This window comes from Streptomyces rugosispiralis, from assembly GCF_024505145.1.
Taxonomy (GTDB): domain Bacteria; phylum Actinomycetota; class Actinomycetes; order Streptomycetales; family Streptomycetaceae; genus Streptomyces; species Streptomyces rugosispiralis.
Genome location: NZ_JANIAA010000030.1, coordinates 1 through 22964, shown reverse-complemented (window position 1 = coordinate 22964; position 22964 = coordinate 1). Strand labels below are relative to the sequence as shown.

Sequence of the window (22964 nt, the reverse complement as noted above, 5' to 3'; positions counted from 1 at the left end):
GGGACCCGGCCGAGGCCCGGGTGGCTCAGAGCCGGTGGGCGCTGTGCGTGTCCTGGATCCGCTGCCATGACTTCGGCCGCGCCGGAGCCTTGTCCGGGCTCACCTCCGCCGCCCGCGCCTTCGCCGCGGCCGGCTTCGACGGGGTGAACAGCCAGGTGTCGAAGAGCGAGGCCAGCGGCTTGCCCGACACCTTCTCCGCATAGGTCACGAAGTCCTTGACGGAGGCGTTCCCGTACCGGTGCTCCGCCGTCCAGCCCTTCAGGATCGCGAAGAAGTCCTTGTCGCCGATGTGGTTCCGCAGCGCCTGGAGGGCCAGCGCGCCCCGGTCGTACACCGCGTCATGGAACTGGTTCTCCGCCCCCGGGTCGCCCGGCTCGACCTTCCAGAAGGGGTCGTCGGCCGGGTAGGAGGCGTAGGTGTAGTCGGCCAGCTCCTGTGCGGTGCCCTCGCCCTCCTTCTCCGACCACAGCCACTGTGCGTAGCTGGCGAAGCCCTCGTTGATCCAGATGTCGCGCCAGTCCTTCAGCGAGACGCTGTCGCCGAACCACTGATGGGCCAGCTCATGCACGACCAGCGAGGTGTTCGCGCCCTTGGCGAACCCCTTCGGGCTGTAGAACGGCCGGGTCTGGGTCTCCAGCGCGTAGCCCGTGGGCACATTGGGCACATAGCCGCCCAGCGCGTCGAAGGGGTACGGGCCGAAGACCGTGGACTCCCAGTCCACGATCTCCGCCGTCCGCTCCACGCTCGCCCGCGCCGCCCCCGCGTTGTTCCCGAGGTCCTTGCTGTAGGCGTTGATCACCGGCAGACCGTTGGCGGTGGTGTCCGTCGTGATGTCGAACTTGCCGACCGCCAGCGTGGCCAGATACGTGGCCTGCGGCTTGCTGGAGCGCCAGTTGTAGCGGGTCCAGCCCAGCTTGGAGCTGGTGGACTGCAGGGTGCCGTTACTGAGCGCCTGCGTTCCGTCCGGCACCGCCACCGACACGTCGTAAGTGGCCTTGTCCAGCGGATGGTCATTGCTCGGGAACCACCACCACGCCGACTCCGGCTCATTGGCCGCGATCCCGCCGTCCGGGGTGCGCAGCCAGGAGGTGAAACCGCTCGCCACGACCTTCGAGGGCGTACCGCTGTAGCGCACGACGACGGTGAAGGGGCGGCCGGAGGTCAGCGGCGTGGCCGGGGTGATCTCCAGCTCATGGTCGCCGGTCGCCGCGAAGGCGGCCTTCTTGCCGCCCACCAGCACCTCGCTCACATCGAGCGCGAAGTCCAGGTTGAACCGGGACAGGTCCTGCCGGGCGTCGGCCACGATCGTCGCCGTGCCCTCCAGCCGGTCCGTCTTCGGCTGGTACTTCAGCCGCAGGTCGTAATGGGAGACGTCGTATCCGCCGTTGCCGTACGTGGGGTAGTAGGAGTCCCCGATGCCGGGGGCGCCCGGCGTGGGATCGGCCGCCGATGCCGGGATCGCCAGCAGCAGGCAGGCCACGGCCGCGCCCGGAACGAGGAGTCTGTGGTGACGCACGAGTCCTCCAACTCGTAGGGGAGAACGATCACTCGTGACCTTATGTACTCCTCACACGCACCTCACGTCCATCACGCCGTCCGACATCCAATCGACATCCGGACGCAATGCGCATCGACCCGGACATGCCCAGGACACGTATCGCCCTCTTCTGTACAGGAGTTGACTCGCGCTACCGTCCGCCCGTGCTGCTACAGACGCGGAGATCCCGCATCCCCTGGACCACACTCGTGCTGTCGGCGGTCACCGCGCTGGTCGCCGCCGCCGTTTCGCTGCTGCCACCGCTCGGCGCCCCGGCCGCCCACGCCGCTTCCGCCGCGCCGAGCAGATCGGACAGCAAGGCGGAAATCCCATCAGAAAGCAGACCCGTCTACTCCTACGAGAACGCCATCCGCGAATCCGTATGGGTGGACACCACGATCGACGGCGACGCGGACGGACGGACCGACCGGGTCGCCGTCGACATCGTGCGGCCGCGCGAACCCGCAGCTCAAGGCCGTCGCGTCCCCGTCATCATGGACGCCAGCCCGTACTACTCCTGCTGCGGGCGCGGCAACGAGAGCCAGACCAAGACCTATGACGCGGCCGGGAATCCGGTCCAGTTCCCGCTCTTCTACGACAACTACTTCGTACCGCGCGGCTACGCCACCGTCCTGGTCGACCTCGCCGGGACCAACCGCTCCGACGGCTGTGTGGACGTCGGCGGCCGTTCCGACATCCTCTCCGCCAAGGCCGTGGTCGACTGGCTGAACGGCCGCGGGACCGCGTACCGCACCCGCGCCGGCGGGGAGCGGACCAAGGCGAGCTGGACCAACGGCGCCACCGGCATGATCGGCAAGAGCTACGACGGCACCATCGCCAACGGGGTCGCCGCCACCGGCGTCAAGGGGCTCAAGACCGTCGTGCCCATCGGCGCCATCTCCTCCTGGTACGACTACTACTTCGCCAAGGGCGCCGCGCTCTTCGACTCCGGCCCCGACGGGCTCTCGGACGCCGTCGAGAGCGATGGCGCCCACGCCCGCTGCGCCGCCGTACAGAAACGTCTCGTCGAGGGCGCCCCGCGCAATGGCGACTGGACCGATCTGTGGACCGACCGCTCTTACGTCCCGGACGTGGACAAGGTGCGGGCCAGCGTCTTCGCCGTTCACGGGGCGCAGGACCTCAACGTCCGCACCAAGCACCTCGGCCAGTGGTGGAACGCCCTCACCGACGCGGGCGTCGAGCGCAAGATCTGGCTCTCCCAGGCCGGGCACGTCGACCCGTTCGACTTCCGGCGCGGGGAGTGGGTGCGCACTCTGCACCGCTGGTTCGACCACTACCTTCTCGGCATCGACAACGGCATCGAGCGCGAGCCGATGGCCGACATCGAGCGCGCTCCCGACCAGTGGTCCACCGACCGGGTCTGGCCGCCCTCCGGCACCCGGCAGACGACCCTGCGCCCGCGCGGCGGCGCCGGCGCGGGAGTGGGCGTGCTCGGCACCGAGCCGGCCGAGCCCGGCTCGACCGAGACCTTCACCGACGACCCCGCGCTGAGCGAGGCCGACTGGTCCGCGGCGATCGACACCTCGACGCCCGGCAAGGCGGGCTTCACCACCGGTCCGCTCACGAAGGACCTGCGGCTGTCCGGTTCCGGCACGGTCACCGTCACCGCCACGCCCTCCACCACCAGCGCCCATCTCTCCGCGGTCCTGGTCGACCTCGGCCCGGCCACCATCCGCGACTACACGGCGGCGGGGGAGGGGATCACCACCCTCGACCGGCGCACCTGCTGGGGCAGCAGCAGGGCGGGCGACAGCGCCTGCTTCAAGGAGACCGCCGCCGACAAGGAGGACGTGGACTACACGGTCTTCAGCCGGGGCTGGGCCGACCTCGGTCACTTCACGGACGACGGCAAGGGCCGTGCGCTGACCCCGGGCAAGGCGTACACCATCACCCTCGACCTCGCGGCGACCGACCATGTGGTCCCGGCCGGTCACCGCCTCGGCCTGATCATCGCCGGTACCGACGCGGGCCTGATCGAACCGCCGTCCACCACCCCGCGGCTGACCCTGGACCTGCCCCGCACCTCGGCCCGTCTGCCGCTGGTCGGCGGCGCCCCGAAGGCCGCGGCCGCCCCCTCGCGCACGGCGGCCGCACCGCCCCTGAAGGGCGTACGGGCCCCGCACCACCGCGCCCCGCTGCCGTCCGTGTCCACCCACGACTGACCCGCGCCGGTGGGCCCCCGCCGCCGCGCGGGGGCCCACCGACGGCGGGCCCGGCAGGACGCCGTCACCGATATCGCCCCCGCATCCCCTCACCCCAGGAGGTCCTTCGTGTTCTCGCGGTCCCCCCTCATCCGCGGCGCCGCCTGTGGCGCGATCGGTGCGCTGCTGACCGGGTCGTTCCTCAGCGCGCCCGCACGGGCCGAACAGCGCCCGCCGCGTACGGGGTTCGAGATCAGCCATGGCGCACGGTGGACCGGCCAGGACGAGGAGGCGGACTTCCTCGCGGCGGTCGACAAGGCCGCACCGCGCGTCGCCGTCGACCGGATCGGCGCCACCGCGCAGGGGCGGCCGCTGCGGCTGGTGCGGATCGGCGCACCGGCCGCGCCCGCCGATCCGGCCCGTGCCGCGCGCGGCAACGTCCTGCTGCTGATCTGCTCCCAGCACGGCGACGAGCCCTCCGGCCGCGAGGCGTGTCTGACCACCATCCGCGACCTCGCCTACGCCAAGGACGGCCGGACGCGGCGCTTCCTGGAGCGCACCCAGGTGCTCGTCGTCCCGACCGCCAACCCCGACGGCCGCGCCGCCGACACCCGCGGCAACTCCGACGGCGTGGACATCAACCGCGACCACATCGCGCTCTCCAGCGCCGAGTCCCGCGCGATGGCGGGCGTCATCCGCGACTGGCGCCCGGACACCGTCTACGACCTGCACGAGTACGGCGCCACCGCCCCGTACTACGTGAAGGACCTGCTGGCGCTGTGGCCGCGCAACCTCAACACCGCGGGCCCGGTGCACCGCGAGGCGCGCACCCTGTCGGACGCCTATGTGCGCCCGAGCGTCGAGGCCGCGGGCCACACCACCGGCGTCTACGGCATCTGGACCGACCCCGAGACCGGTGAGCCGGTCAAGCAGGTGGCAGGCGACGGCCAGGAGCGGATCCTGCGCAACACCGCGGGCGTCAAGAACGCCGTCGGGCTGCTGGTCGAGACCCGGGTCGACCCGCTCACCGACGCCGAGAAGGCCGACCCCGCCCTCAACAACCGCCGTCGGGTGGGCTCCCACCTGGCCGCGCTGAACGGCGCCTTCGACTTCATCACCCAGCGGCGCGCCCGGATCGAGGCGGCCACGACGGCGGCGCGGCTGGCCGGGTACGCGGACCGGGGCCCGGTCCACCTCGGCGGCGCCGACAACGAACCGCCGGAGGAGGACACGGTCCTCGAGGATCCGCCGTGCGGCTACCGGCTGGACGCCGAGAGTTACGGCGAGGTGCGGGACGAACTGGCCCTGCACGGGGTGACGGCGCACCGCGTCAAGGGTGACGGAAGCGCCTTCGTACCATTGCGGCAGTCGGCCCGCGCGCTGGTGCCACTGCTGCTGGACGGCCGTGCCGCGTACCACCTCACCGCGGGGCAGCCGGTGGACACGTGCTGATATGACGCCCCGACGGTGCTGACCTGACACCTTTGACGGCGCTGACCTGACGCCCTGACGGCACACGAGAACACCGGCCGTATGGCCGGTGGCATGCATCTCCGGGTACTGGGTAGCCGGAAATCCGTCGGATAAACCCCCAGTGAAAGGTCTTTTGCGTGCCGCAGACAGGTACAACCACGGGGGACGTCAGCGGCGATCCTCCGGTGACCGTGGACCTTCCCGGCTCCGACCCCGCCGGGCCCCATCGGACCCCCCGGACGGACCGCGTGGTCTTCGGCGTCTCCGCCGCGCTGACGGTCGCCTTCGTCATCTGGGGGTCCGTGGCCAGCGACACCCTGGAGAGAGTCTCGGACAGCATGCTCTCCGGGCTCATCCACAACGGTGGATGGGCCTTCGTCCTGGCCGCGTCGGGATTCGTGATCTTCGCCCTCTGGCTGGCCATGAGCCGCTACGGCAAGATCACCCTCGGCAAGGAGGGCGAGGAACCCGAGTTCCGCACCGTCTCATGGGTCGCGATGATGTTCAGCGCGGGCATGGGCATCGGTTTGATGTTCTACGGCGTGAGCGAGCCGCTGTCGCACTTCATGACCCCGCCGCCCGGGACCGATCCCGGCACCGCGGCCGAGAAGATGCAGACCGCGATGTCCACCACGCTCTTCCACTGGACGCTGCACCCCTGGGCCATCTACGCGGTCGTCGGCCTGGCCATCGCGTACAGCACCTTCCGCCGCGGCCGCCGGCAGACCATCAGCGCGGTCTTCACGCCCCTCATCGGCTCCAAGAACGCCAACGGCTGGGGCGGCCGGGTCATCGACATCCTGGCCATCTTCGCCACGCTCTTCGGCTCCGCCGCCTCGCTCGGCCTCGGCGCGCTGCAGATCGGCAGCGGTATCGAGGTGCTGGGCTGGAAGAGCGACGTGGGCACCGGGCTGCTGGTCGCCGTCATCGCGGTCCTCACGGCCGCCTTCATCGCGTCCGCCGTCTCGGGTGTCGCCAAGGGCATCCAGTGGCTGTCCAACATCAATATGGTGCTGGCGCTCTTCCTCGCGGTCTTCGTCTTCGTGGCGGGCCCGACCATCATCATCCTCGATCTGCTGCCGACCTCGATCGGCTCCTACGTCGGCGATCTGCCGCAGCTGGTGGGCCGCACCGAGGCCACCGGCGGCAAGTCGGTCGCGGACTGGCTGAGCAGCTGGACGGTCTTCTACTGGGCCTGGTGGATCTCCTGGACGCCGTTCGTGGGCATGTTCATCGCCCGGATCAGCCGCGGCCGCACCATCCGGCAGTTCGTGGGCGGCGTGATCCTGGTCCCGAGCACCGTGAGCCTGATCTGGTTCGCCATCTTCGGCGGCTCGTCGATGAAGCTTCAGGCCGCGGGGCGGCTGGGGAAGGAATCCACCCCCGAGGGGCAGCTGTTCGGGGTGCTGGAGCAGTACCCGATCGCCGGTGTGATGAGCGTGCTGGTGATGATCCTCGTCGGCATCTTCTTCGTCTCCGGCGCCGACGCGGCGTCCATCGTGATGGGCACGCTCTCGCAGAAGGGCGCCTTCGAGCCGACCCGCTTCGTGGTCGTCTTCTGGGGCGTGGTCACCGGCGCGGTGGCGGCCGTCATGCTGCTGATCGGCGGTGGTGGGGGCGACGCCCTCACCGGGTTGCAGAACCTGACGATCCTGGTGGCGGCCCCCTTCACGCTGGTGATGGTGGGGCTGTGCTGGGCACTGCTGAAGGATCTCCGCCGCGATCCGCTGATCGTCCGGGGCGAGAAGGGCGAGGAGGCCGTCGAGATGGCGGTCATCGCCGGTCATGAGAAGTACGCGGGCGAGTTCGAGATCCGCATCGGCCCGGCGACCCCGTCCGACGGCGACTCCCCGTCCGAGAACGCGGACGGCGCGGCCGGGGCGGACGACCGCACCGCCGCGGCCAAGACCCGCTAGCTCACCGGCCGCCGCTTTCGGGCGCGGCCGTGTCCTGCCGCCCGGACCCCCGGTCCGGGCGGCGCACCGCCGGTTTCCCCTGATACCGCCCCGAAGCGGGAATACTTGGGGCATGACCTCCGAGTACGTGACCTTCGGGCTGGCCCCGGCGATGCGCGCGGGCGGTGTGCTGGCCGACGGCGCGTACCAAACCCACCGCGACTTCCTGGACTTCGTGGTGGACGGCAGCCCCCTGCTGGCGCGCCTCGCCGACCTCGACGCGGTCTCACCGCTCGCCGCCGGCATCGGGCCCGCCGCCCTCGCCGAGCAGGTGCGGACGCTGCTGCTGGAGACGGAGGCGCCGCTGGAGGGGAGCCGGTTCGTCCTCTACGGCTGCCCGGAGTGCGAGGGGCTGGAGTGCGGGGCCGTCACCGCCGTCATCGAGCGGGACGGTCCCGATGTCGTCTGGCGTGACTTCGCCTGGCAGACCGGCGAGACCCCGGACGACGAGCGCGACGGCTACCACGACCTCGGCCCTTACCGCTTCCACGGCGAGCAGTACCGGACCGCGCTGAAGGGGCTGCTGACCGCCGACGGCGCGCTCGGGGCCGAGCTGCCGAGCGAGCTGTCGAACGGCCCGAGGGCGCTGCTGATCGGGCCGCGCGCCGCCGTCCTCGCCAAGCTGGCCGCCGCGCTGCGCCGCATCGGCGTCGGCGCCGAGATCACCCTGGACGCGGCCGGCGCCCACGCGGATGAGCTGCGCAAATACGGTGCGGTGGTCTTCGGCCGGACGGTGGGTCAGGACGACCGGGACGCGGTCCGGGACGCCTTCGCGGCGGCGCGCTCCGACGCGGTGTGCGTCACCGCGCTCGCCCCGATCGTCCCCCTGCTCGTCGCCCAGGTCGAGCAGGCCCTGGACCGCACCCCCCACGACCGCCGCCGCCTCCTCGGCCTGACGACGGTGGCGGGCGGCGCCGAGGCGGTGGTCGAGGTCGCGGCCACCTGCCGGGTGGCGCTTGTGGCCCACCGCCTGGGCCGGCTCTCCCGGCCCCATACGCGCGAACTCTTCGACGCCGTCCTGGAACCGGGCACCCACCACGTTCCCCTGGACCCCCGCGCCCTCCGCGGCCGCTCCTACCTGGTGGCCCGCACCAGCGAAGCGGTCCGGGTCGCCTCCGTGGAAAGGTGACGGCGGCCGCCGACCCGCCCCCGCGCGGCCCCGCCGTCATGGCGAGGCCGACCGGGGGCGGACCGCTCGCGGAGGGCTAGCGGTTCTTCGGGTCCAGGAGGCCCGCCCGCCGCAGGGCGTCCGCCATCGCGCCGTTCGCCGGAGCCGCGTCGCGGCCGCCGCCGCGCTGGCCGCGGCTGCCGCCCTGGCGCTGCTGGGGCGCGCCGCGACGGCCCCCGCCGCGCTGGCCGCGGCCCTCGTCGGAGCGGCTGCGGTCACGGTCACGGCCGCCGCCGGACGGGGCGCCCGCCTCGTCGTCGAGCCGGAGCGTCAGCGAGATCCGCTTCCGCGGGATGTCGACGTCCAGGACCTTCACCCGCACGATGTCACCGGGCTTGACCACGTCCCGCGGGTCCTTGACGAACGTCTTGGACATCGCGGAGACATGCACCAGACCGTCCTGGTGCACACCGACGTCCACGAACGCGCCGAACGCCGCCACATTGGTGACGACGCCCTCCAGGATCATCCCGGCCGACAGGTCGCCGATCTTCTCGACGCCCTCCTTGAAGGTCGCGGTCTTGAAGGCGGGACGCGGGTCGCGGCCCGGCTTCTCCAGCTCCTTGAGGATGTCGGTGACGGTCGGCAGACCGAAGGCGTCGTCCACGAACTCGTTCGGCCGCAGACCGCGCAGCACCGAGGTGTTGCCGATGAGGGTGGTCACGTCGCCGCCCGCCGTGGTGGCCATCCGCCGCACCACCGGATACGCCTCGGGGTGCACGCTCGACCCGTCCAGCGGGTCGTCGCCGCCGCGGATGCGCAGGAAGCCCGCGCACTGCTCGTACGCCTTGGGGCCGAGCCTGGCCACGTCCTTGAGCGCCTTACGGTTGTGGAACGGGCCGTTGGCGTCGCGGTGGGAGACGATGTTCTCCGCGAGGCCGGTGCCGATGCCCGAGACCCGGCTGAGCAGCGGGGCGGAGGCCGTGTTGACGTCCACCCCGACACCGTTCACACAGTCCTCGACGACCGCGTCGAGCGAGCGGGAGAGCTTCACCTCGGACAGGTCGTGCTGGTACTGACCGACGCCGATCGACTTGGGGTCGATCTTGACCAGCTCGGCCAGCGGGTCCTGGAGCCGGCGCGCGATGGAGACGGCGCCGCGCAGCGAGACATCGAGGTCCGGCAGCTCCTGCGAGGCGAAGGCGGAGGCCGAGTACACGGAGGCGCCGGCCTCCGACACCATCACCTTGGTGAGCTTCAGCTCGGGGTGCTTGCCGCACAGCTCGCCCGCCAGCTTGTCGGTCTCGCGGGACGCCGTACCGTTGCCGATCGCGATGAGCTCCACCTTGTGCTCACGCGCCAGCGCGGCCAGCTTGGCGATGGCCTCGTCCCACTGGTTGCGGGGAACGTGCGGATAGATCGTGTCCGTGGCCGCCACCTTGCCGGTCGCGTCGACCACGGCCACCTTGACGCCCGTACGGAAGCCGGGGTCGAGGCCCATCGTGGCGCGGGTCCCGGCGGGGGCGGCGAGCAGCAGATCGCGGAGGTTGGCGGCGAAGACCCGGACGGCCTCGTCCTCGGCGCCCTGGCGCAGCCGCAGCCGCAGATCGATGCCGAGGTGGACCAGGACGCGGGTGCGCCAGGCCCAGCGCACGGTGTCGGCCAGCCACTTGTCGGCGGGGCGGCCGCGGTCCGCGATGCCGAAGCGATGGGCGATGGAGCGCTCGTAGGAGGTGGGGCCGGTCTCCTCGGAGGGCTCCTCCGGCTCCAGGGCGAGGTCGAGGACCTCCTCCTTCTCACCGCGGAACATCGCCAGCACCCGGTGCGAGGGCAGCTCGGTGAACGGCTCGGCGAAGTCGAAGTAGTCGGCGAACTTGGCGCCCGCCTCCTCCTTGCCCTCGCGCACCTTGGTGGCCACCCGGCCGCGCTCCCACATGCGCTCACGCAGCTCGCCGATGAGGTCCGCGTCCTCGCTGAACCGCTCGGTGAGGATGGCCCGCGCGCCCTCCAGCGCGGCGGCGGCGTCCGCGACGCCCTTCTCGGCGTCCACGAAGGCCGCCGCGGCGGCCGTGGGCTCCACGCTCGGGTCGCCCAGCAGCCCATCGGCGAGTGGCTCCAGCCCCGCCTCGCGGGCGATCTGGGCCTTCGTGCGCCGCTTGGGCTTGTAGGGGAGGTAGATGTCCTCCAGCCGGGCCTTGGAGTCCGCGGCGAGGATCTGCGCCTCCAGGGCCTCGTCCAGCTTGCCCTGGGAGCGGATCGAGTCGAGGATCGCGGTGCGCCGCTCCTCCAGCTCCCGCAAATAGCGCAGCCGCTCCTCCAGGGAGCGCAGCTGCGCGTCGTCGAGCATCTCCGTCGCTTCCTTGCGGTAGCGCGCGATGAACGGCACGGTGGAGCCGCCGTCGAGCAGCTCGACGGCGGCTTTGACCTGCCGTTCCCGTACGCCGAGTTCCTCGGCGATCCTGCCTTCGATGGACGTCGTCACGATCACGCTCCGCTTTCGGTCTGCACTGCTCCTGCATTGTGGCAGGTGGCACTGACGAAGCGGTCGCGGCCGACGCTTTCGGCGGGCCGGGAGGCCCGGGTACGGGGCCGGGCGGACACCGGTATCAGCCGGAAACGGTCATCACACCCGCCTGCGGCGCGGTCCGCTCGCCGCGTCGGAGACACCGCCGAAGAGGCGGGCCACGGCACGGAAGGGAAGCGTCACCACGGTCGCGATGGCGGCACCGATGGCACGGAGCACGTCGGCGATGGCGCGGAACACGGGATACCTCCTGTCGGTCGGTGGCGGCTCGGCGGCGGCCGCCGGGCACCGTTCGCTACGCGGCGCACGGGCTGCTGCCGGCGTACGCGGCGCGCGGTGTGGGCGCCCGGTTGTCAGACGGCCGATCGCGCACAACAAGCGGGTATCCCGATGTGCCCCTGCCAAACGCGACCCCCGGCGGGGCCGCCGACCAGGGCTCCACCGGGGGCCGCGCCGGGCCGACGCCGTGGCCGGGCCTCCTGGCCAGGCGCCCGGCCCGGGTGGTCAGGGCCGTCCGTCAGTTCTTGCCGCGGAGGTCGGCCGGGAAGGCGCCGTTCTCGCGGGCGGTGGTGGAGAAGGCGGTGGCCAGCTCGGTGAGCCGGGACACGCCCTCGGCGCCGAGGTGCTCGTACGGCGCCGCGTCCAGGCGGTCGGTCTCGGCCTCCAGGTCCTGGCGCAGCCGCTCACCGGCCTCCGTCAGCTCGTTGTCGGCGGTGAGCAGGCCGCGGTCGCGCAGCCGTCCGCGGCCCGCCTCCCACTCCTCGGCGCTGTAGCCGCGCGTCCGCAGGATCCACTTGGTGGACATGCCCTGACCGGTCGCGGTGTGGGAGGCCAGCGCCTCGACCGCGTCCAGCCCGGCGCCGACCAGGGTCATCAGATGGGCGTCGCCGCGGTGTTCGCGCAGCAGCGTGGCGGCGTGCCACAGCGCCAGGTGCGGGGCGTCCGGGACGGGCAGATCGGCGTGGGCGGCGTACAGCGGGCGCGCCAGGCGCGAGCACGCCTCCGTCGCCCGCAGGGCCAGCTCCGCGGCCTCGGCCATCTCCTTGGAGGCGATGATCTCCTCGCCCAGCACCCGTCGCAGCACCGAGTCGGCGGCCCGCAGCCGGGCCTCCAGGGCGACCTCGGGGGAGACCACGTCCCACGCGGCCGGAATGTGTCGGGCGACCAGGTCGTGGCTGAAGTTGAAGAAGGTCGCGGTGACGGTGCCCGCGCCCACCCGTCCCAGGGGCGCCGCGCGGCCGACGAAGTACGCGGCCGCGCCGTCCTTCAGCCCCCGCTCGGCGAGTTCCTCGCCGAAGTCGGGGGAGAAGTAGATGGCGGAGTGGAGGGGGTTGACGACGCTGTAACAGCGACGGGCGGCAAGCTCGGGAAGTGTGGTCATGGGCCGCACGCTACCGACAGGTAGTCACCCCCGGTAGCCCGGGTCTCACCAGCCCTCATCGGCCCCGCCGGATCCGGCCACTCCTCGGCCGCCGTGACGCCCTTACGGTTCCCATGAACCCTGCTCGGTCCCGCCACGACCGGCCGCCGTGACGCCCTTACGGTTCCCATGAACCCTGCCCGGTCCGGCCACGACCGGCCGCCGTGACGCCTTTACGGATCTCATGAACCTTGCCCGGTCCCGCCACGACCGGCCGCCGTGACGCCCTTACGGATCCCATCAACCCCGCCCGGTCCGGCCGCGTTCCGCCGCGATCATTCGGCCGGTGGGGTCCAGCGGAACCGCGGCGGGCGGCGCTCGAAGAAGGCCGCGATGCCCTCGGCGGCCTCCTTGCTGTCCCCCGCCTGCTCCTGCCAGTACGCGACCCTCTCCGGCGCGACGGACCCGGCCGCGAACTCCTTGACCGCGGCCTGGGTGAGCTGCGACCGGGAGACCAGCACCCGCGTGAACTCCGCCACCCGCTTGTCGAGTCCGCCCGCCGGCAGCACCTCGTCCACCAGCCCGGTGCGCAGCGCCCGCTCGGTGTCGATCAGCTCGCCCGAGAACAGCAGGAACTTGGCGGTGGCCGGTCCCACCAGCTCGACCAGCCGGCGGGTCGAGGTGGGCGCGTAGACGATGCCCAGCTTGGCCGGGGTGATCCCGAACTGGGCGCCCTCCTCGGCGAACCGCAGATCGCAGGCGGCCGCGAGCTGACAGCCGCCGCCCACGCAGTAGCCGCGCACCGCGGCCAGGGTCGGCTTGGGGAAGGCGGCCAGCGCCTCCTCGGCGGGCAGCGCGATCCCGGCGGTCTCCTCGTACGTGGCGCTCAGCGAGCCGATGTCGGCGCCCGCGCAGAAGGTGTCGCCCTCGCCGGTGAGCACCAGCGCCCGTACGGCGGGGTCGGCGGCGAGCCGGGCCAGCAGCGGGGGCAGCGCCCGCCACATCCCGGGGGTCATGGCGTTGCGCTTGGCGGGGTGGCGGATGACGACGGTCGCTATGCCGTCCGCGACCTCGTGCTCCAGAGAGGGCTCCATGCGGCGGATCGTATCCGGGCCGCTCGTATCCGGGCCGCCCGTATCCGGATCACTGGTGTCCGGGCCGCGCGGTGGCGCCTCCGACGGCATCCGGGCCGGGGCCCAGCGCCGGGACCCGGCCGTTCGAGCCGGTCACGGTGGAGTCAAGGCCCGGAATCCAGAGAGTCAATGCACGGAATCCACACGAGCAGGAACAGTCGAGCGCGTGACCCTGGCATACGCCAACGATCAAAAACGCTCGATAAGCGTCAAGTTGTGCGTAGTCCATCGGTCAGTACCAGAGCTTCCCAACACTCGATACGAGAGGTCGGGCCGCGGCGAGGGGTGGGTATCGCACATGGAGATCGTCGGGAGAGTCCCCTCCGAAGCGGGACACGCCCCACCGGCGCCCCCGGCCCCGGTCGGCTACGAGGGGACCTGGCGGTTCACCGCACCGGCCCTGGACTCCTCCGTGCCACAGGCCCGGCACGCGGTGCGCGAGCTGCTGGTCCATCAGCGAGTGCCGGTGAACGACGAACTGGTGGAGGGTCTGCTCCTGATCGTCTCCGAGCTGGTCACCAACGCGGTGCGGCACGCCGCGCTGCTCTCCCCGCAGATCGCCGTCGAGGTCTCCCTGAGCCGGGACTGGGTCCGGATCGCCGTCGAGGACAACCATCCCTACCGGCCCGTCGCGCTGATGGCGGACCAGGGCGGGACCGGTGGGCGGGGACTGCTGCTGGTGACGGCGATCACGGAGGAGGCGGGCGGGGTCTACGACGTGGACCAGACGGCGAGCGGCGGCAAGGTGGTCTGGGCCGCCCTTCCGCTGCCCGGCGCCGCTACCAGCCCGCCGCCGTCCCGGTGAGTTCACGGACCGCCGGGCGGGCCGCGTCCAGCACGGTCATGAACCACGCCGAGAACGGGCCCTCGTCACGCAGCTTCTCCAGCTCGTCGGGGGTGACGAAGGCGATCTCGCCGATCTCCTCGGGGTCCGGGCGCGGGGTCGTCCGCACCAGCCCCGCGAAGAGGTGGTTGTACTCCTGCTCCACCAGGCCCGAGGCCGGGTCCGGGTGGTTGTAGCGGACCGTGCCCGCCTCCCGCAGCAGCGCGGGCGCCACACCCAGCTCCTCGCCGGTGCGCCGGGCGGCGGCCACGAACGGCGGCTCACCGGGGTAGGGATGGCCGCAGCAGGTGTTGGACCAGACTCCGGGGGAGTGGTACTTGCCCAGCGCACGGCGCTGCAGCAGCAGCCGCCCCTCGTCGTCGAAGAGGAAGACGGAGAACGCCCGGTGCAGCTTGCCGGGCGCGAGATGTGCGGAGAGCTTCTCCGCGGTGCCGATCGTCGTACCGTCCTCGTCGACCAGCTCGAGCATGATCGGCTCTGCGGAACCGCTCGGCGCGGCGGTCTCGGCGGTCTCGGCGGAGCCGCCGTTGGCAGGTGTGATCGGCATGACCATCCTCTAGTTCCGACTCGTGAACGTCCAAGTCTGCCGCACATGTGCCCCTCGTCCATGTCAGTGGCACAGCTTGGCTTCGTGATCAGCATGCCCACCCGGCTCCAGCTGGAACGTGCAGTGACCGACGTCGAAGTGCTCCCCGAGACATCCCTGGAGGGCGTGCAGCATCCGCTCGTGGCCCATCGCTTCCAGGGCCCCCGGAGCGACCACCACATGCGCGGAGAGCACCGGCATTCCCGAGGTGATGGTCCAGACATGGAGGTCGTGCAGCCCCTCGACCCCGGGCAGCCCGAGGATGTGGGCGCGTACGGCCGCCATGTCGACATTCCGCGGCGCCGCCTCCAGCAGCACGTTCAGCGTCTCGCGCAGCAGCTTGTACGTCCGCGGGACGATCATGAGGCCGATCACCAGGGAGGCGATGGGATCGGCCGTCTGCCAGCCGGTCGCGAGGATGATCCCGGCGGACACCAGCACCGCGACCGAGCCCAGCGCGTCCGCCGCGACCTCCAGGAAGGCGCCCCGGACGTTCAGGCTGGTGCGCTGCCCGCCCCGGAGCAGGGCCAGCGACACCAGGTTCGCCGCCAGGCCGACGGCGCCGAAGAGGATGGTCAGCCCGCCCTCGGTGGCGGCCGGGGTGAGGAACCGCAGCACCGCCGCACAGAGGATGTAGCCGCCGACGCCGAACAGCAGCAGACAGTTGGCCAGCGCCGCCAGGATCTCGGCGCGGGCGTAGCCGTAGGTGCGGTGCGGGCTCGGGGGACGGCCCGCGAAGTGGATCGCCAGCAGCGCCATCGCGAGCCCGAGCGCGTCCGTCGCCATATGGCCGGCGTCCGCGAGCAGGGCCAGGGAACCGGCGAGCAGACCGCCGACGATCTCCACGGCCATCACCGTGAGGGTGATCGCCAGGGCGATCCGCAGCCGCCACCGGTGGGCGGCGCCCGCAGTGGGCCGGCCGCGGGCGTGGTCATGACCTGCGCCCATGTGCGTAGGGGCCTCCTCCCGGCGCCGCGGTCCCCTGCTCACCAGTGAACTACGGCGCCGGGGCGGGGCCGGGTCAGCCGCGCCGATACCCGATGCCCGGTGGGGCGGGGGCCCGTGAGGCCGGTGGCCCCGGTCAGCCGCGCCGGGCCTCGGGGTGGTGCAGGCACCAGCCCGCCCAGGCCGACTCCACCATCGCGCGCACATCGTGCCGGGCGCTCCAGCCCAGCTCCTTGGCGATCAGTTCGGTGGATCCGACGACCCGGGCCGGATCGCCCGCCCGGCGCGGCCCCACCACGGGGACGAGCTCCGGGCGGCCGGTGATCTCGCCGATCAGATCGGACATCTCCCGCACCGAGACGCCCCGGCCGGTGCCGATGTTCACCGTGAGGTCGCCCGGCCCCGGCTGTGCGGCCAGCCGACGGGCCACGGCCAGATGGGCGGAGGCCAGATCCTCGACATGGATGTAGTCGCGGACGCAGGTGCCGTCGGGAGTGTCGTAGTCATCACCGAAGATCCGTGGCGGCTCTCCCTCGGTGATCCGCTCGAACATCATCGGGATGATGTTGAACACTCCGGTGTCGGAAAGCTCGGGGCGCGTGGCACCCGCCACATTGAAGTAGCGCAGACAGGCCGTGGAGAGGGAATGGGCCGCGCCCGCCGCCCTGACCAGCCATTCTCCGGCCAGCTTGGTCTCTCCGTACGGGTTGATCGGCAGACACGGGGTGTCCTCGGTGACGAGTTCCACATCGGGCATGCCGTAGACGGCGGCGGAGGAGGAGAAGAGGAAGCGGCTGACACCGGCCGCGACCGCCGCCTCCAGCAGCACCGTGAGCCCGTGCACATTCTCCCGGTAGTAGCGGAGCGGCTGCTCCACGGACTCCCCGACCTGCTTCTTCGCCGCGAGATGCACCACACCGGTGACCCCCAGCTCGGCGAACGTGCGGTCCAGCAGCTCACGGTCCAGGGTGGAGCCGCGCACCAGCGGCACGTCCTCGGGCAGCCGCGCCCGGACGCCGCTGGTCAGGTCGTCGAGCACGGCCACGGACTCGCCTGCCTCGGCCATGGCCCGCACGACATGCGACCCGATATATCCGGCACCACCTGTGATCAGCCATGTCATGCCCCGCACCCTATCCATGGCGCGGCGATCGCCGTTTGTGGAGGACAGCCGCCATCCACCATGATGATCGGCGGCGCGCGGAAGTGGTCGTTCCCCCGATCGTGTGGTGAATGTGCGGTGAACGGCGGCTTCCATCGATCCGATAGCCTCTGCCGGACGTGCCGCCGGCTCCACGGGACCAGGGCGTGCGATGCCCATGGCCCGGAGGGTCCCGGGCCAGTGCCATCAGCGGCGCGGCCACCATGTCAGCTGCCAAGGAGTGAGTTCGTCTGTCGACCGCGATTCTCACCGGTGCGCCGGTCGCCGGCTCGTCCCTCGAGGACGACCTGCGGTCGCTGGGCTTCGCCGTGCGTACGGCGACCGAAGCCGCCGGGGTCACGGCGGAGCTCGCCGCCGTCCCGGCGCATGAGCGGGTGGCCCTCGTGGACCCCCGCTTCGTCGGCCATGTCCATGCCCTGCGGCTGGCCCTCACCGACCCCCGCTTCCCGGCCGCCACGGTGCGCGGTGCGCTCACCGTCCAGGCCGAGGCCCGTACGGCTCTGACCCGCGCGGTGACGGCTGCCGCCGCCACGGCGCGGACCCCCGGGAACGGAGGTGGGGCCCCCACCGCCGCTCCCGGCGTCGCCACCGCGCCCACGGCCGCCGCACCCGGCGAGGCCACGGACGGGGCCTCGCCGGACCGCGCCGCCGCCGTCGGCGTACACGCGGACGCCATGGCGGCTCACCGGTCCGCCACGCAGGCCGGTGAGCCGGTGGGCGCGGGGCACGCCGCCGACGGCCTCGTCGCGCCGTCGCGGTCCGTGGCCCCCGCCGGGGTGGCGGCCACGCACGGCGCCGCCGACGCCCACTCCTGGGTGGACGACATCGCCGTGGCCCTCGACGCCGACGGCGTCGCCCCGCACCGGCCCGAGCTCGGGGTGCTCGTGGCCGCCGTGCCCGTGGACGACGCCGCGCGGGCCGCGGCGCGGGACGCCGTGGACGCGGTGGACGACGAGCGGGTGCGGCTGCGGTCGGCCGTGAAGTCGCGGGACGGCTTCTTCACGACCTTCTGCATCAGCCCGTACTCCCGCTACATCGCCCGCTGGTGCGCCCGGCGCGGGCTGACCCCCAATCACGTCACCACCGCCTCCCTCCTCACCGCGCTCATCGCCGCGGCCTGCGCGGCCACCGGCACCCGGCCCGGGTTCGTCGCGGCCGGTGTGCTGCTGATCGCCTCGTTCGTGCTCGACTGCACCGACGGGCAGTTGGCCCGCTACTCGCTCCAGTACTCCACGCTCGGTGCCTGGCTGGACGCCACGTTCGACCGGGCCAAGGAGTACGCGTACTACGCGGGCCTCGCGCTCGGCGCCGCCCGCGCCGACGGCGACGACGTCTGGGCGCTCGCGCTCGGCGCGATGGTGCTCCAGACCTGCCGCCATGTCGTGGACTTCGCCTTCAACGAGGCCAACCACGACGCCACCGGCAACACCAGCCCCACCGCCGCCCTCTCCGGCCGCCTCGACAGCGTCGGCTGGACGGTCTGGGTACGTCGCATGATCGTGCTGCCGATCGGCGAGCGCTGGGCGATGATCGCCGTGCTGACGGCGTTCACCACGCCCCGTATCACCTTCTACGCACTGCTCGTCGGCTGTGCGCTGGCCGCGTGCTACACCACGGCGGGCCGGGTGCTGCGCTCGCTGACCCGCCGGGCCGAGCGCACGGACCGGGCCGCCGGCGCCCTCGCCGAACTGGTCGACTCCGGCCCGCTGGCGGAGCTGGTCGTCAAGGCCGCCCCCCGCGGGACGAGTTCGTACCTCGCCCCGCTTTCGGCCGCCCTCGGCACGGCGGTCGTCCTGGTCGGCGCCGCGGCCGCCGGTTTCGGCTCCTGGGTGCCCGTCGGGTGCGCCGTGCTCTACGCGGTCCTCGCGGGCGTCGCCGTCGCCGCGCCCCTCAAGGGCCCCCTCGACTGGCTGGTGCCGCCGCTCTTCCGCGCGGCCGAATACGGCACCATCCTGATCCTGGCAGCTTGCTCGGAGGTGAACGGCGCCTTGCCCGCGGCTTTCGGGCTCGTTGCGGCAGTCGCCTACCATCACTACGACACGGTGTACCGCATCCGCGGCGGCACGGGGGCACCCCCGCACCGGCTGGTGCGGGCGATCGGCGGGCACGAGGGGCGGACGGTGGTGGTCACGGCCGCCGCTGCCCTGCTGCACCACCAGAACCAAGGTTTCACCATCGCGTTGACCGCTTTGGCGGCGGTCCTCGCGCTGGCGGTGCTCATCGAGAGCATCCGCTTCTGGGTGTCCACAGGAGCACCCGCTGTACACGACGAATCAGGAGAACCCGCATGATCGGCCTCGTGCTCGCGGCCGGCGCCGGACGGCGTCTGCGCCCCTACACCGACACGCTTCCCAAGGCCCTGGTGCCGGTAGGACCCGAAGGGAAGGAAGGTGAGACCACCGTCCTCGACCTGACCCTCGGCAACTTCGCGGAGGTCGGTCTGACCGAGGTCGCCATCGTCGTCGGCTACCGCAAGGAGGCCGTGTACGAGCGCAAGGAGGCCCTGGAGCAGGCTTATGGCGTCAAGCTCACGCTGATCGACAACGACAAGGCCGAGGAGTGGAACAACGCCTACTCCCTCTGGTGCGCCCGTGACGCGATCCAGCACTCCGTGATCCTCGCCAACGGCGACACCGTGCACCCGGTCTCGGTCGAGAAGACCCTGCTCGCCGCGCGCGGCAACGGCCAGAAGATCATCCTCGCCCTGGACACGGTCAAGCAGCTCGCCGACGAGGAGATGAAGGTCGTCGCCGACCCCGACAAGGGCGTCCAGAAGATCACCAAGCTGATGGACCCGGCCGAGGCGACCGGTGAGTACATCGGCGTCACCCTCATCGAGGGCGAGGCCGCCGCCGACCTCGCGGACGCACTGAAGACCACCTTCGAGCGCGACCCCGACCTCTACTACGAGGACGGCTACCAGGAGCTGGTCAACCGCGGCTTCAAGGTCGACGTGGCCCCCATCGGCGACATCAAGTGGGTCGAGATCGACAACCACGACGATCTGGCGAAGGGCCGTGAGATCGCGTGCCAGTACTGACGAGGCTCATCCCCTCGCCGCTCGTCGTCGACATTCGCGCGGGCGCCCTGGACGATCTCGCGGGGGTCCTCGCCGACCAGCGGATCTCGTCCTCCGGCAAGCTGGCCATCGCCATCAGCGGCGGCTCCGGCGCCCTGCTGCGCGAGCGGCTGGCGCCGGCGCTGCCGGGCGCGAGCTGGTACGAGGTCGACGGCGGCACCCTGGATGACGCGATCAAGCTCGCCGACCGCATGAAGTCGGGGCACTACGACGCGGTCGTGGGGCTGGGCGGCGGGAAGATCATCGACTGTGCGAAGTTCGCCGCGGCGCGCATCGGCCTCCCTCTGGTCGCCGTCGCCACCAACCTCTCGCACGACGGTCTGTGCTCCCCGGTCGCGACCCTCGACAACGACGCGGGCCGCGGCTCGTACGGGGTGCCCAATCCGATCGCCGTGGTCATCGACCTCGATGTGATCCGGGAGGCGCCGGTCCGCTTCGTCCGCTCCGGTATCGGCGACGCCCTGTCCAACATCTCCGCGGTCGCCGACTGGGAGCTGTCCAACCGGGAGACCGGCGAGCAGATCGACGGCCTCGCGGCCGCGATGGCGCGCCAGGCCGGTGAGGCCGTGCTGCGCCACCCCGGCGGGGTCGGCGACGACGGTTTCCTCCAGGTGCTGGCCGAGGGACTGGTGCTCACCGGCATCTCGATGTCGGTCGCGGGGGACTCCCGCCCGGCCTCCGGTGCCTGCCACGAGATCAACCACGCCTTCGACCTCCTCTTCCCCAAGCGCGCCGCCAGCCATGGCGAGCAGTGCGGTCTGGCAGCCGCCTTCGCGATGCGGCTGCGTGGGGCGCATGAGGAGTCGGAGCACATGGCCGAGGTGCTGCACCGGCACGGGCTGCCCGTACTGCCCGAGGAGATCGGCTTCACCGTGGACGAGTTCGTCCAGGTCGTGGAGTTCGCTCCGAAGACGCGCCCCGGCCGCTACACGATCCTCGAGCACCTCGACCTCTCAACCGACGCGATCAGGGACGCATACGCCGACTATGCCAAAGCAGTCAGTCAAGCCATCAGTGGCTGAACTCCGCCCGGTCGTCCACCCCGCGGGGGTGAAGGACCGGCGGAGCGGTGAGCACTGGGCCGGGCGCCTCTACATGCGGGAAATCTCGCTGCGCATCGACCGGCACCTGGTGAACACGCGGGTCACGCCCAACCAGCTGACGTATCTGATGACCGTCTTCGGCGCCCTCGCCGCCCCGGCCCTGCTGGTGCCGGGGATCGCGGGCGCCGTGCTCGGGGTGCTGATGGTCCAGCTCTACCTGCTGCTGGACTGCGTCGACGGCGAGATAGCCCGCTGGAAGAAGCAGTTCTCGCTGGGCGGTGTGTATCTGGACCGGGTCGGCGCCTACCTGACCGACGCCGCGGTGCTCGTCGGCTTCGGGCTGCGCGCCGCCGACCTGTGGGGCTCCGGGCGGATCGACTGGCTGTGGGCGTTCCTCGGCACCCTCGCCGCGCTCGGCGCCATCCTGATCAAGGCCGAGACTGACCTCGTCGGGGTCGCCCGGCACCAGGGCGGTCTGCCGCCGGTGAAGGAGTCGGCCTCCGAGCCGCGCTCGTCCGGTATGGCGCTGGCCCGCAAGGCGGCCGCGGCGCTGCAGTTCCACCGGCTGATCCTCGGGATCGAGGCGTCGCTGCTCATCCTCGCGCTGGCGGTCGTGGACCAGGTGCGCGGCGACCTGTTCTTCACCCGGCTGGGCGTAGCCGTACTGGCCGGTATCGCCCTGCTGCAAACCCTGCTTCACCTCGTGTCCATCCTCGCGTCGAGCAGGCTCAAGTGAGCATGAGCACCATGAAGCTCGGAGCGGTCGTCCTGACGATGGGCAATCGCCCCGAGGAGCTGCGCGCACTCCTCGACTCGGTCGCCAAACAGGACGGCGACCCGGTCGAGGTGGTCGTCGTGGGCAACGGTTCGCCGCTGCCCACGCTCCCCGAGGGCGTCCGGACCATCGAGCTGCCCGAGAACGTGGGCATTCCGGCGGGCCGCAACGTGGGCATCGAGGCGTTCGGACCGGGCGGGTCGGACGTCGATGTGCTGCTGTTCCTCGACGACGACGGGCTGCTGCCGGGCACCGACACGGCCGAGCTGTGCCGCCAGGCGTTCGCCGCCGACCCGAAGCTGGGCATCATCTCGTTCCGCATCGCCGACCCCGACACCGGCGTCACCCAGCGTCGCCATGTGCCCCGGCTGCGCGCCTCCGACCCGCTGCGGTCCTCCCGGGTGACCACCTTCCTGGGCGGTGCCAACGCGGTCCGTACCACGGTGTTCCAGCAGGTCGGCGGGTTGCCGGACGACTTCTTCTACGCCCATGAGGAGACCGATCTGGCCTGGCGGGCGCTGGACGCCGGATGGATGATCGATTACCGGTCGGACATGGTGCTGCACCATCCGACGACCGCCCCGAGCAGGCACGCGGTCTACCACCGCATGGTGGCGCGGAACCGGGTCTGGCTGGCCCGGCGTAACCTTCCTGCGCTGCTCGTCCCCGTCTATCTGGGAGTCTGGCTGCTGCTCACACTGGCCAGGCGTCCTTCGAAAACCGCACTTCGGGCCTGGTTCGGAGGGTTCCGCGAAGGCTGGAAGACACCGTGTGGTCCACGCCACCCCATGAAGTGGCGTACGGTATGGCGCCTGACCCGACTGGGCCGACCTCCTGTCATCTGACAAGCTCGTTACGAAGAGCATCGGGCGCGACCCGGGGCGCGGCCCCGCTCAGCGCACCCTGAAGACGAAAGTGTCAACTGTGAGCGAGACTACGCACGACGGTGCGGTAGCCGTGAGTGGCCCGCCATCAGCCGACGACGGCCTTTCCCCGTCCGAGCTGGCGCGGAAGTACGAGCTGTCGGTGAGCGGCGCCCGGGTGGGGCTCGGCGAGTACATCCGCCAGATGTGGGGCCGGCGTCACTTCATCGTGGCCTTCTCGTCGGCCAAGCTCACTGCCCAGTACAGCCAGGCCAAGCTGGGTCAGGTGTGGCAGGTGGCGACCCCGCTGCTCAACGCGGCGGTCTACTTCTTCATCTTCGGCATGCTGCTCAAGAGCAGCCGCGGTATGGCGAACGACATGTACATCCCGTTCCTGGTGACGGGTGTGTTCGTC

The 22964-nt window shown here is 71.7% G+C and carries 19 protein-coding genes; 11 read left to right on the top strand and 8 right to left on the bottom strand.

Annotated elements, in window-relative coordinates; all coding sequences use genetic code 11:
- Positions 1 to 25 precede the first annotated feature (25 nt).
- On the bottom strand, positions 26 to 1516 hold the full coding sequence (locus tag NP777_RS32780; RefSeq protein WP_256653804.1) for a M1 family metallopeptidase: 1491 nt from the start codon (positions 1514 to 1516) through the stop codon (positions 26 to 28).
- Positions 1517 to 1641: 125 nt separating this feature from the next.
- Between NP777_RS32780 and NP777_RS32775 the strand changes: the two genes are divergently transcribed.
- The 4 genes from NP777_RS32775 to NP777_RS32760 all read left to right on the top strand — a co-directional run bounded on the left by NP777_RS32775 (position 1642) and on the right by NP777_RS32760 (position 8256).
- The gene (locus tag NP777_RS32775) at positions 1642 to 3720 is read left to right on the top strand and encodes a Xaa-Pro dipeptidyl-peptidase (RefSeq protein ID WP_305890367.1); all 2079 of its coding nucleotides are present in this window, start codon (positions 1642 to 1644) and stop codon (positions 3718 to 3720) included.
- Between the two features lie 108 nt (positions 3721 to 3828).
- Complete coding sequence (locus NP777_RS32770) at positions 3829 to 5151, top strand: M14 family metallopeptidase (RefSeq protein ID WP_391858621.1); 1323 nt, start codon at positions 3829 to 3831, stop codon at positions 5149 to 5151.
- Positions 5152 to 5357: 206 nt separating this feature from the next.
- The gene (locus tag NP777_RS32765; protein ID WP_256653884.1) at positions 5358 to 7088 is read left to right on the top strand and encodes a BCCT family transporter; all 1731 of its coding nucleotides are present in this window, start codon (positions 5358 to 5360) and stop codon (positions 7086 to 7088) included.
- Between the two features lie 112 nt (positions 7089 to 7200).
- On the top strand, positions 7201 to 8256 hold the full coding sequence (locus NP777_RS32760) for an oxidoreductase (protein WP_256653802.1): 1056 nt from the start codon (positions 7201 to 7203) through the stop codon (positions 8254 to 8256).
- Between the two features lie 76 nt (positions 8257 to 8332).
- On the opposite strand, the gene NP777_RS32755 is transcribed toward NP777_RS32760, so the two are convergent.
- From NP777_RS32755 to NP777_RS32740, 4 genes are all read right to left on the bottom strand, one after another.
- Positions 8333 to 10717, bottom strand: coding sequence for a Tex family protein (locus NP777_RS32755; protein ID WP_256653801.1), 2385 nt, complete (start codon positions 10715 to 10717; stop codon positions 8333 to 8335).
- Between the two features lie 141 nt (positions 10718 to 10858).
- Complete coding sequence (locus tag NP777_RS32750; protein ID WP_020867265.1) at positions 10859 to 10999, bottom strand: LPFR motif small protein; 141 nt, start codon at positions 10997 to 10999, stop codon at positions 10859 to 10861.
- A 277-nt stretch (positions 11000 to 11276) separates the two neighbouring features.
- Positions 11277 to 12140, bottom strand: coding sequence for an SCO6745 family protein (locus NP777_RS32745; RefSeq protein WP_256653800.1), 864 nt, complete (start codon positions 12138 to 12140; stop codon positions 11277 to 11279).
- A 314-nt stretch (positions 12141 to 12454) separates the two neighbouring features.
- Complete coding sequence (locus NP777_RS32740) at positions 12455 to 13213, bottom strand: enoyl-CoA hydratase/isomerase family protein (protein WP_256653799.1); 759 nt, start codon at positions 13211 to 13213, stop codon at positions 12455 to 12457.
- Positions 13214 to 13550: 337 nt separating this feature from the next.
- Here NP777_RS32740 and NP777_RS32735 point away from each other — a divergent pair, with 337 nt between their 5' ends.
- The gene (locus NP777_RS32735; RefSeq protein WP_256653798.1) at positions 13551 to 14057 is read left to right on the top strand and encodes an ATP-binding protein; all 507 of its coding nucleotides are present in this window, start codon (positions 13551 to 13553) and stop codon (positions 14055 to 14057) included.
- Here the strand turns inward: NP777_RS32735 and idi are convergent.
- From idi to galE, 3 genes are all read right to left on the bottom strand, one after another.
- Positions 14032 to 14643 carry an isopentenyl-diphosphate Delta-isomerase gene (idi, locus tag NP777_RS32730; RefSeq protein ID WP_256653797.1) on the bottom strand — a complete coding sequence of 204 codons (612 nt, stop codon included), beginning with the start codon at positions 14641 to 14643 and terminating at the stop codon, positions 14032 to 14034. The genes NP777_RS32735 and idi overlap by 26 nt on opposite strands.
- A gap of 63 nt (positions 14644 to 14706) precedes the next feature.
- Positions 14707 to 15630, bottom strand: a complete 924-nt coding sequence (locus NP777_RS32725; RefSeq protein WP_256653796.1) for a cation diffusion facilitator family transporter — start codon at positions 15628 to 15630, stop codon at positions 14707 to 14709.
- Between the two features lie 133 nt (positions 15631 to 15763).
- A complete protein-coding gene (galE, locus tag NP777_RS32720; RefSeq protein WP_256653795.1) occupies positions 15764 to 16750 on the bottom strand; it encodes a UDP-glucose 4-epimerase GalE in 987 nt (328 codons plus the stop codon).
- A 347-nt stretch (positions 16751 to 17097) separates the two neighbouring features.
- Between galE and NP777_RS32715 the strand changes: the two genes are divergently transcribed.
- The 6 genes from NP777_RS32715 to NP777_RS32690 form a co-directional block, all read left to right on the top strand.
- Positions 17098 to 19080, top strand: a complete 1983-nt coding sequence (locus tag NP777_RS32715; RefSeq protein ID WP_391858620.1) for a DUF5941 domain-containing protein — start codon at positions 17098 to 17100, stop codon at positions 19078 to 19080.
- Positions 19077 to 19829, top strand: a complete 753-nt coding sequence (locus NP777_RS32710; RefSeq protein WP_256653794.1) for a phosphocholine cytidylyltransferase family protein — start codon at positions 19077 to 19079, stop codon at positions 19827 to 19829. The genes NP777_RS32715 and NP777_RS32710 overlap by 4 nt, the downstream gene beginning before the upstream one ends.
- A complete protein-coding gene (locus NP777_RS32705; RefSeq protein WP_256653793.1) occupies positions 19817 to 20890 on the top strand; it encodes an iron-containing alcohol dehydrogenase family protein in 1074 nt (357 codons plus the stop codon). The genes NP777_RS32710 and NP777_RS32705 overlap by 13 nt, the downstream gene beginning before the upstream one ends.
- Complete coding sequence (locus tag NP777_RS32700) at positions 20856 to 21647, top strand: CDP-alcohol phosphatidyltransferase family protein (protein WP_256653792.1); 792 nt, start codon at positions 20856 to 20858, stop codon at positions 21645 to 21647. The genes NP777_RS32705 and NP777_RS32700 overlap by 35 nt, the downstream gene beginning before the upstream one ends.
- Positions 21648 to 21658: 11 nt before the next feature.
- Positions 21659 to 22531, top strand: coding sequence for a glycosyltransferase family 2 protein (locus NP777_RS32695; RefSeq protein WP_256653882.1), 873 nt, complete (start codon positions 21659 to 21661; stop codon positions 22529 to 22531).
- A gap of 79 nt (positions 22532 to 22610) precedes the next feature.
- Positions 22611 to 22964 (top strand): ABC transporter permease (locus NP777_RS32690; RefSeq protein WP_391858619.1); only part of this gene is annotated, 354 nt, incomplete at its 3' end.